This window comes from Pseudoalteromonas sp. Z1A6 (assembly GCF_011378745.1).
Lineage (GTDB): Bacteria > Pseudomonadota > Gammaproteobacteria > Enterobacterales > Alteromonadaceae > Pseudoalteromonas > Pseudoalteromonas arctica.
The window spans coordinates 1-9,458 of record NZ_WTKW01000158.1; the positions used below are offsets into that span (position 1 = coordinate 1).

The following is a 9,458-nucleotide window of genomic DNA, read 5'->3' on the forward strand; positions in this document are numbered from 1 at the left end:
TAATAGCTGACTCCAAATTTACTTTGGAGTCAGCTTAAAAGGCTAGCGGTTAAAAGCCAAAATCTCTAGTGTGAAACTACTATTAATCGAATTGCATCAAGTTGTAACTGCGTTTTTTCAATATACGTAGTTAGGTCGTTGCGTTGCTTATCGTAGAAGGTAATTTCTTCTTGGCGAATATTCGGGTTAATTTGCTTAAGGGCAACAAGTCGTTCTTGCTCTTCACTGAGTGACGTTTGCATTTTAACAAGCGACGCTGCACGAATAACTTCAAGTTTTTCTTGTGCCATATCTTTAGCGGTAGTAATCATAGGGTGAACAGCACTTTGCAATGCACCTGCAAGTTTACTTGCTGTTTGGCGGCCAACGGCTGATAACTGCTGATTAAAGCCTTCAAATGCCACATTCTCACCTAAATTATTACCTGCTTTATCTAGCAATATACGAATTGGTGTAGGCGGTAAAAAGCGACCAACTTGTAATACTTTTGGTGCCATTGCTTCTGCAACAAAAATAAGCTCAACAAAAAAGGTACCAGGCGGTAACTTTTTGTTTTTAAGCAATGCAACCGATGCGCTACCAAAGTCGTCGTCACAAATCATATCCATGGTGCCTTGCACCATTGGGTGATCCCAACTAACAAAGTGCACGTCTTCTTGCGAAAGCGCCGTGTCGCGATCAAAGGTAACGGTCATACCGTCTTCTTTAAGCGATGGGAATGATGGGTTTAACATATGTTCAGTCGGCTTTAAGATAATGGTATTTTCGCCTTTATCTTCTTGGCTTACGCCAAATGTGTCGAACACGTTGATCATGTAGCTTGGTAATTCAAACTGATTGTCGAGTTTTTCGATTTCAGCTACAAGTGAATCTGCAGCACCTTGACCCGATGAATGTAGCTCTAGTAAACGATCTCGTCCGCTTTCCATTTTTTTACGCAGTACTGCATTTTGCTGTGCTACTTGCTCAAGTAATGGATCGAGTTCGTCTTCATCGCAGTTATGCGCAGAAATATATTCAAGTAGATCATCACGGAACTCTTTATAAAGCATTTGGCCTGTTGACGAGGTAGATTCGAATGCGTCTAGACCTTCGTTGTACCAACGTAGCAATACTTCTTGAGCGGTGTTTTCAAAATATGGAACATGAATGTTCACATCTTGTGTTTGACCTATACGGTCTAATCGACCAATACGCTGCTCTAGTAAATCTGGGTTCAATGGTAAATCAAACAACACTAAGTGATGCGAGAACTGGAAGTTACGACCTTCTGAGCCAATTTCTGAACACAATAATATTTGTGCATTATCGTACTCGTCTGCAAAAAATGCAGCAGCGCGGTCACGCTCAATAATAGACATACCTTCGTGAAATACCGATGCTTTAATTGCTTCGCGCTCACGCAGTATTTGCTCAAGGCTGATAGCTGTTTCAGCTTTAGCACATATAAGCAGTACTTTTTCGCGCTTAAGCGTTTTAAGAGTGTCGATTAACCAATCTACACGTGGATCGAATAGACCCCAGCTTGCGCTTTCGCCTTCAAACTCTTGAAATATTTTTTCAGGAAAAAGAGCACGGTGTGCACTTAGTTCAGGGTTTTGAATGCCGCCCATGTTACCAAGAACCGACATAGCCGTTTTATACTGCTTTGGCAATGCCATTGGGTAGGCGTGTAATTTACGACTTGGGTAGCCATCAATGCCGCTGCGGCTATTTCTGAATAATATACGACCTGTGCCGTGGCGATCGAGCAGCATGTTAAGTATTTCTTTACGTGCGGGTAAATCACCTTGCTGTGCTTTTTCAAGAATATCAGTAATATCGGTTTCTTTTAATAGCTCAATTAGCGTGGCTTTGGCTGTGTCGTCTAGCCCTTGCTCTTGCAGTAATTGATTTGCAGCTTCAGCAACGTCTTTATAATTTGCTTCTTCTTCTTTAAACACGTCGTAGTCGTAAAAACGGTCAGGATCGAGTAACTGTAAACGTGCAAAGTGGCTGCTGTGACCAAGTTGATCAGGCGTTGCGGTAAGCAAAATAAGGCCCGGAATATCCTGGCTAAGCTCTGCCATACGTTGGTATTCTGAGCTTGGCTTGCCGTTATTTATACTTAGGTGATGGGCTTCATCTATAACTAGTAAATCCCAATCAGCAAGCGTTGCTTGTTCAAACCAGCGTTTTTTCTTGGTTAAAAACTCAAGACTGGTAAGTACCAATTGCTCTGTATCAAACACGTTTGGAGAATCTGCAAACGCTTCGTCGCAGCGTTCTTCATCAAAAATAGAAAAATGTAAGTTAAAGCGGCGTAGCATTTCTACTAACCATTGGTGCTGTAGATTTTCTGGTACAACAATAAGTACGCGGCTCGCACGACCACTAATAATTTGTTGATGTAGTATCATGCCCGCTTCAATTGTTTTACCAAGGCCTACTTCATCTGATAAAAGTACGCGTGGTGCAAAACGTTTGCCCACTTCTTGGGCAATGTAAAGCTGGTGAGGAATAAGATTAGCACGTTGACCAATTAAGCCTTTAATAGGCGATTGTTCACGTTCAAATTTATGTAACCACGTTTGGTAGCGAAGTGTATAGCGATCAAAACGATCGACTTGGCCCGCAAATAAACGATCTTGTGGTTTATTAAACTTAATAAAATGATCTAAAAAGGTTTCTTTAAGCTTGGCAGTTTCGCCGTTATCAACACGGGTGCCGTGATAACACAGTAACTCGCCTTGTACTTCAATAGACTCTACTTCTAATTCCCATTCTTCAACGCTTTTGATCACATCGCCAGGATTAAATGCCACACGGGTAACCGGTGCTTCTGCCGAAGAATAAACACGGCTCTCACCACTGGCAGGAAATAATATGCTGACCTGACGGCCTTCAATGGCAACAACGGTGCCTAATCCTAAATCTGACTCTGTATCACTGATCCAACGCTGACCTAAGGAAAAATTCATGTATGTCTCGTCTATGATGAAAAAGGCGGCTATGTTACCTGTAAGCTAACACCACTGCAAGGCGCTATTTGGCTCACTTTTAATTAATTTTGTAAGTGTTAATTATTACTATTAAAACAACTTGTTTATGACTCTTTTTTAGGTAAATCAAAACTAATTACAGTTTGTAATAAAACGGACTTTTATGACAAATAGACTAAACTTACATTATGCCTTGGCAATTAAGTATTGCAGGTTTAAGTTTTGCCCGTTTTACTTAGTTATTTTGGTATAGCATAAAAATCATAAAACGTAAGGAAAGTGCTATGGAAAAAGCTTCGAACCTTGAAAGTAAAATGTATGTGCTAGATACCAACGTACTACTTCACGAACCCCTCGCTTATTTGTCTTTTCAAGAACATGACGTTGTAATTCCGATGACGGTGCTTGAAGAGCTCGACCACATAAAAGACAGAAAACACGACGTAAGCCGTGATGCGCGCGTCGCTATTCGTGGATTGGATGAAGTACTTAAAAATGCAACGTCCGAGCAAATGCTACAAGGCGTGGCGCTGCCGAGTAACAAAAAGGCAAAAGCGAGCTCTGCAGGTACCCTCATTATTGTAAACGACCATTTATTTGCCGACTCCATTTCTGGTCTGCCGGGTAACGAAAACGACCATCGTATTATTAATTGCGCCGTGTATTTACAAAAGCAGCACAGTGATTCAAAAGTTATATTAGTAACAAAAGACATAAACATGCGTTTAAAGGCCAAAGGCGCAGGGCTTAAATATGTTGAGGATTACCGTACCGACCAACTTATTGACGATATCAGCTTACTCACTAGTGGTTATAAAAAAATTGAAGGTGATTTTTGGGACCATGTAGGGGAATGTAATACGCAGCAACACGGACGAGATACATTTCATCATGTGCCTAAAAACTTAATACCTGATGTATTTTGTAATGAATATTTACTTGATGGAGGGGATCAGTTTGCGGCGCGTGTTAAATCGTACGATGACGAGCACATAACGCTAAAAGATATTGGTGTTGAGCGTTTAATGCATCAACAAGCATGGGGCGTTAAGCCCAAAAATATTTATCAGGGAATGGCGCTTGATGCGCTGCTGGATACAAGTATTGAACTTGTTATTTTAACCGGCCCTGCGGGGTGTGGTAAAACCTTGTTAGCGCTTGCCAGCGCCCTTGAAATGGTCATCGAAAAAGGTATTTACGATAAAGTAATAGTTACCCGTAATACGCCAGAAATAGCAGAGTCCATTGGCTTTTTACCAGGCACCGAAGAGGAAAAAATGGCGCCATGGCTCGCAGCCATTACCGATACGCTGGAGGTATTGCACAAAGGCGACGAAAATCCGATATCAAGCCGAAACTACATTATGGAGAAGGCTAATGTTCAGTTTAAATCGGTTAACTTTATGCGTGGGCGTAGCATTCAAAATGCGGTGGTAATTTTAGATGAGAGCCAAAATTTAACGGCATCTCAACTTAAAACGATTATTACCCGCTGCGGCGAAGGTACTAAATTAATTTGTACGGGTAACTTGGCGCAAATTGATAGTAACTATTTAACGCCAGTAACATCGGGCTTAACGTACATAGTAGAGCGCTTTAAAAACTTTGAAGGCAGCGCAACTATAAACCTCAACGGTGTTGTACGTAGTCGCTTAGCGTCATTTGCAGAAGAAAATTTATAACTTGCGCTTAACAAATTGGCTCGATAGTCTATCGATTGATTTTCGAGCCAAATGGCAGGCAGTACATTGAATTTTTTACCTCTGAAGCATTATTATCGTTCATTATTTATTGCGCTTTTAGTGCCATTGATTGTCGCTTTTTTACTGTGCTTGCACTTATATAATATAAAGCTTGAGCGGACGGTTGAAAAACGCGAAGCCGATTTTACGAATGTTTCAGCACAGGTTACTCACGGGATGGAGTCGGTGAGTAATCTACTCACCACCATGTTTAGCTTATACGAACAAACGACCTATCCAAAAATAAACCAAAGCTTACTCGAGGGCATAAATCAATATGATGGTTACTATTACCGTCACTTTAGTGAGCAAGGCACTGAAATTGTAGGTAAGGGGGAGTTTGCGTTATCTGCTAAGGCATTAATGCAGTGGCAGCAGGCTATTACATTAGGGCCTTCGTTTAATACAACGCTTGCATTAATGCAGTCGTTATCGGGTGTAGCGTATGTTGATAATAATGGTTTTGCTTATGTAAGCAGGCGCAACAAAAGCCAAAGTTTAATGCTTACTGAAATTCTAAATGGAAAATTCAAGCCAAAATTTTCACCAAACAAACTTACTTCAAGTCCCATTGTTAAAGTGAATGATAAATCGTATTTTGCTATTGGCCGACAACGAAGCACTGGCTCAGCCGATTACATTATTTTGATTTATGATGTTCAGGCAATTTCTGGGTGGTTAAAAAAGGTTTCACCGAACAGTGGTGAATATGTTTTTATGAACCAATCACATCAAGTTATCGCCAGCTCTAAACAGTTAATAGAGCAAGCAACAGCATTAAAAAATTATTGGCCTGATTTGGCCCAGCACCATAGTAAAAAAACAGTATTAACTAGTGATAGTAATTACTTTATGCAGCCTATGGATGAGTTACCTATTCACGCAGCATTTTACGAGCACAAACCTCAATTAATAAGCCCAATTAAGTATGAAATACTATTAGAGTTTGCATTTTTAACGCTATTTTTAAGTATTATGTTTGGTGTGTTTTTTTGGTTAAGTCAGCGCATTTTTATTAAGCCAATGACTCACTTAATGTCGTACCTAGAGAGTAACGGTACACAGCAAGAAGTGCAGCTCGATTATAAAGTACCGCTGAGCTGGCAGCCTTGGTTTTCTAAAGTGAAGCGTGTATTTACTAAAAACAAACAGTTAGTTGATTCATTACAAAGTGCAAATAAAGCTCTGGACGACCAGGTTCAGTTGCAATCAGAAAAACTAAGCCGCAGTTACGAAGCAAAAGAGCGCCACTTGGCTTTGCTCAACACTATGCTAAACAGTGTGCCAGATCTTATTTATTTTAAAAATATTGATGGATCATTCTTAGGATGCAATAAAGCATTTGAGGCGTACATCGGTAAAGATCAAACTGCATTAGTCGGTAAATATGTAGATGATTTAGGTGATAACGATCAACAAATAAATGCGCTTGAAAAACAAGTATTACAAAATAGAAACAGTGTTGAACAGCGAATAGAAACCGATAAAAAAACGTATCAACTTACTATTGCACCTTTTTATAACGAGCACCAACATCTGTTGGGGACTATGGGTATTGGTCGCGATATTACCGAACAGCAACAAGCATTATTGGCCTTAAAAGCATCAGAATCTAAATTTAGAAGTGCGATTGAATTTGCGGCTAACTGTGTGGTTTTACTCTCGCTTGAGCACACAATATTACAAGTAAATAAAGCGGCAAGAAAGCAGTTTTCTGAACAGCCAGTACTGGTTGGTGAGCAGTTAAAAGCATTGTTTGACGATACTCAATGGCAGCAAATAAAAAGCACTTTAGCGCAATTGCTAGATGACAAAAAACGCGTATACCACTTAACGCTTGCTCAAGGGCGCTTAACAAGTTGGTTGCAACTGAGTGTATCGCTTGTATGGGATGAAAACCGCGACCCAGCTTATTACGTTATTCACATTCAGGATGTGAGCGCATTAACTAAATCAAAACTAGATGCCGAACGAGCAACCCTTGCTAAAAGTCGCTTTATAGCCAATTTAAGTCATGAAATACGCACTCCTCTTAATGCTGTTTTAGGGCTGCTTGATATGCTTATTGAGCAAGGATTAACGCAAAAGCAATTACAACAAACGGATCAAGCTAAGCATGCAGCACAAAGCTTGTTGCTAATGCTCAATAGAATGCTTGATTTTGCACGCATAGAAAGTTCGCAAACCGATTTAAAACAAGCATCTTTTAGCATGGTTGAGCTGGTGGATATTTGTGAAAGTTTAACGGCTCCATTGTGCGAAGGAAAAGGTATTGAATTTGTTATTGATATTGACCCGTTAATAGCGACTGATTTGATATGCGACAGTATACGTTTACAGCAAATATTAGGTAACTTATTAACAAATGCTGTTAAGTTTACGAAAACAGGTTCTATCACTTTAAAAATGGAACTTATTGAAAGCGATAGCCTAGAGCAGCAACACATTTGCTTTAAAGTAATTGATACGGGGATGGGTATAGATGAAGCCGATCAAAGGCGTTTATTTGACGCCTTTACGCAAGGTGATGAGTCTTCAACACGTATACATCATGGTGTTGGGTTAGGTTTAGCGATTGTTAAACATGCGGTGTCATTAATGGGAGGGGAGATTGCTTTAAAGAGTAAAAAAGGCCATGGCTGTGAGTTTTACTTCAGCGTTAGCTTTTTGGTTGATACCACTAAAAATACGATGTTACCGACTAATACATTGGCTATTTTATCGGATCAAAGTAAAGAGCTTAAGCAAGTAACAAATGCTTATGCAAAGCTTGCTAATATTAATTTAGATGAAGTACTCAAATACCCAATTAAGCTCTCCAATACTCAGCAAATAATAATCGATGCGGCCGATTTACCTGCACTTTTAAATGTTGAAGCAATTAATGATTCGTTATCAGCTAAAGAAACATCGGTAATTATTATTAATCATCAGCACACACTTAATTTACCAACAAGTGAGCATTTAGCTGCGCATCACGTTAAAGCATCGGCATTGGGACAAAGGCTATTTAGCTTGAACTCTCAGCAACAGCCTAAAGCTAGTACCAATGCCGTAATATATAATATTGCTGAAACTAAAGTTGATATATCGGGTCTACTTGTATTAGCCATTGATGATAATCAACTTAATTTAGAAATAATTAGCAGTGTATTACGCCAAGCAAACGTAAGTGTTGTTACTGCTTTAAGCGCATCTATCGGCATGGAATTATTGCAAGTTTTAAAGCCTGACTTAATATTGATGGATGTGCAAATGCCGCAAATAGATGGCTGCCAAGCTACGGCTTTAATTCGTCAACAGTTTGACGCAAAGCAACTGCCTATTTTTGCTTTAACGGCTCATTGTGAACCCGCTGATATTGAACGTTCTTTAAAGTGCGGTATGAATAAGCATTTAACTAAACCAGTTGTTGCTAAGGTACTTATTGATGCAATTGCCGATTTAAACTTAGTTAAACCAAGCTTTTTTGAAAAATCATTCGCATTAACGCAGTTTAGTATGGATGAAAAGCTCCTCAATACAATGATTGGTAAATTTGCTAATTTATGCGAAACCCAGCTATTGCAAATAGAAGAAACAACCAATAAGGATGATTTGGTACGCTTAGTGCATAGTATAAAAGGTGTAGCAGGTAATTTAGGCTTTAGACGATTGTCTCACTGCGCTTTATTGTGTGAAAGAACACTTAAAACAACTAACAAGCCTGTTGAAATAACACTGAAAGAGCTTATTATGCATTTAGAACAGGTAATTGTTTTTATAAAAGGGGTAGGGGCTAGGGATGTCGAAAAGAGCTAAAGTACTTATTGTAGATGATGATCCAATCAACAGATTAGTACTTGAAAAAACACTTAAAGTAGAACACGACGTATTCTTAGTTGAAAGTGGTGAAAAAGCACTGACCTTTGTAAAAACTGCGCAAGTTGATTTAATTATCCTTGATGTGATTATGCCAGGAATTGACGGCTATGAAGTGCTTGTGCAACTTAAAGAAAATCCGATAACTCAATCGATCCCCGTTATATTTATATCAGCTAATCGTAGCCATGACGACGAAGCTAAGGGCCTAGAGCTCGGTGCTATGGATTATATCACCAAGCCATTTAGCCCTTCTATTGTGCGTGTTAGGGTTCGTAACCAGTTACTTATAAAGCAAAAAAATGATCTGCTAGAAATGTTAGCCTCAATCGACGGCTTAACTGAAATCCCAAATAGACGCTACCTAGACGAAAACTTAGCTCGTGAATGGCGCCGAAGTAAACGCAGTGGAACCCCGCTATCGGTGTTACTTATGGATATAGACCACTTTAAGCGTTACAACGATTGCTACGGACATCGTGCTGGCGATGAATGTTTAAAGGATGTTGCACAAGCACTCGCAGCTCAATGTGAACGTGGTAGTGACTTTATAGCTCGTTATGGTGGTGAAGAATTTGCAGCTGTATTACCTGGAATGAATAGGCATGAGGCTATGGAGTTTGCTAACAAATTACGCAATGCTGTAAATGCTTTGAATATAGAACATAAAGGCTCATTAAATGCAGACCACATCACTATTAGTATAGGTATCGCCACCACTCAAAGTGGTAAAGTGTATGCTGAGCAAGCGTTATTAGAAGAGGCCGATTTAGGCCTATATGCCGCTAAAGATGCAGGGCGAGATAGAATAGTTGCACTCTAAAAACTTAATATACAAAAACGCCAATATTCATATATTGGCGTTTTTGTATCA

The 9,458-nt window shown here is 39.6% G+C and carries 4 protein-coding genes; 3 read left to right on the plus strand and 1 reads right to left on the minus strand.

Annotation, left to right across the window (positions count from 1 at the left end):
• Positions 1 to 65: 65 nt before the first annotated feature.
• A complete protein-coding gene (gene rapA / locus GQR46_RS11240; protein ID WP_024609042.1) occupies positions 66 to 2,960 on the minus strand; it encodes an RNA polymerase-associated protein RapA in 2,895 nt (964 codons plus the stop codon).
• Positions 2,961 to 3,265: 305 nt separating this feature from the next.
• Here rapA and GQR46_RS11245 point away from each other — a divergent pair, with 305 nt between their 5' ends.
• Genes GQR46_RS11245 through GQR46_RS11255 form a run of 3 tightly spaced genes read left to right on the plus strand, consistent with a single transcriptional unit; the run spans position 3,266 to position 9,407 of the window.
• Positions 3,266 to 4,663: a PhoH family protein gene (locus GQR46_RS11245; protein ID WP_165740992.1), complete on the plus strand. Its 1,398-nt coding sequence runs from the start codon at positions 3,266 to 3,268 to the stop codon at positions 4,661 to 4,663.
• Between the two features lie 51 nt (positions 4,664 to 4,714).
• Entirely contained in the window at positions 4,715 to 8,524 is a 3,810-nt protein-coding gene (locus GQR46_RS11250; protein WP_206009543.1) for an ATP-binding protein, read from the plus strand.
• On the plus strand, positions 8,508 to 9,407 hold the full coding sequence (locus GQR46_RS11255; protein WP_007581985.1) for a diguanylate cyclase: 900 nt from the start codon (positions 8,508 to 8,510) through the stop codon (positions 9,405 to 9,407). The genes GQR46_RS11250 and GQR46_RS11255 overlap by 17 nt, the downstream gene beginning before the upstream one ends.
• Positions 9,408 to 9,458: the final 51 nt, after the last annotated feature.

Coding starts and splice junctions, on each gene's coding strand:
- GQR46_RS11250 (WP_206009543.1), top strand. CDS start 4,715: ATGGCAGGCAGTACATTGAATTTTTTACCTCTGAAGCATTATTATCGT.
- rapA (WP_024609042.1), bottom strand. CDS start 2,960: ATGAATTTTTCCTTAGGTCAGCGTTGGATCAGTGATACAGAGTCAGAT.
- GQR46_RS11245 (WP_165740992.1), top strand. CDS start 3,266: ATGGAAAAAGCTTCGAACCTTGAAAGTAAAATGTATGTGCTAGATACC.
- GQR46_RS11255 (WP_007581985.1), top strand. CDS start 8,508: ATGTCGAAAAGAGCTAAAGTACTTATTGTAGATGATGATCCAATCAAC.